Annotated in this window: 1 protein-coding gene; it reads left to right on the plus strand. The window is 68.3% G+C overall.

The features are described 5' to 3' along the window. Positions 1 to 819, plus strand: an 819-nt coding sequence (locus ACRX4W_RS09735; protein ID WP_432300271.1) for an IS3 family transposase, incomplete at its 5' end; no start/stop codon positions are given. Between the last annotated feature and the right edge of the window lie 29 nt (positions 820 to 848).

Here is an 848-nt window from a genome sequence, read left to right on the forward strand (position 1 = left end):
ACAGGTTTCTTGAGGATATCGAAGAGCTCCTATGAGTACTGGAGGCCCCGCGTCGCCGCGCCGCGCGACCGCGACGCCGACATACGCGACCGCGTGGTGCGCATCTTCCGCGAGGGCTCGGGGTGCTGGGGGTACCGCACCGTCTGGGCGCGCCTGCGCCGCGAGGGCGTCCGGGCCAGCGAGAAGCGCGTGGCCCGCGTGATGCGCGAGGAGGGCCTCGAGGTCGTCTACAACAAGAGGCGCGCCCGGGGCTACAGCTCCTACGCCGGCGAGGTCTCCAAGGCGCCGGAGAACCTCGTGAACAGGAGGTTCCGCGCCGACGAGCCCAACCGGCTGTGGCTCACCGACATCACCGAGTTCAGGCTCCCGGGCGGCGAGAAGGTCTACCTGAGCCCGATCGTCGACTGCTTCGACGGGATGCCCGTCGCCTGGTCGATCGGGCTGCACCCCGACAAGCGCCTCGCGAACTCGAGCCTGCTCAAGGCCTGCGCGGCGAGGCCGGCGGGGGTGCGCACGACGATCCACTCGGACCGGGGCGGCCACTACCGCTGGCCGGAGTGGATCGGGATCTGCGAGGAGAACGGCCTGGTCAGGAGCATGTCCGCGAAGGGCTGCAGCCCGGACAACTCGGCCTGCGAGGGCTTCTTCGGGCGCCTCAAGAACGAGTTCTTCCACTACAGGGACTGGGAGGGCGTGACGGCCGAGGAGTTCATGGGAAGGCTCGAGGCCTACCTCGTGTACTATCGTGAGGAGCGGATCAAGAAGTCCCTCGGGTGGCTGAGCCCGATGGAGTACCGCAGGAAGCTTGGATACGCCTAGGCGCGGTCCAAGAAATCGTCCGCACCCCC

Origin of the sequence: Collinsella aerofaciens, assembly GCF_964283865.1 — a bacterium.
In the GTDB taxonomy this organism is placed as follows: Bacteria; Actinomycetota; Coriobacteriia; order Coriobacteriales; family Coriobacteriaceae; genus Collinsella.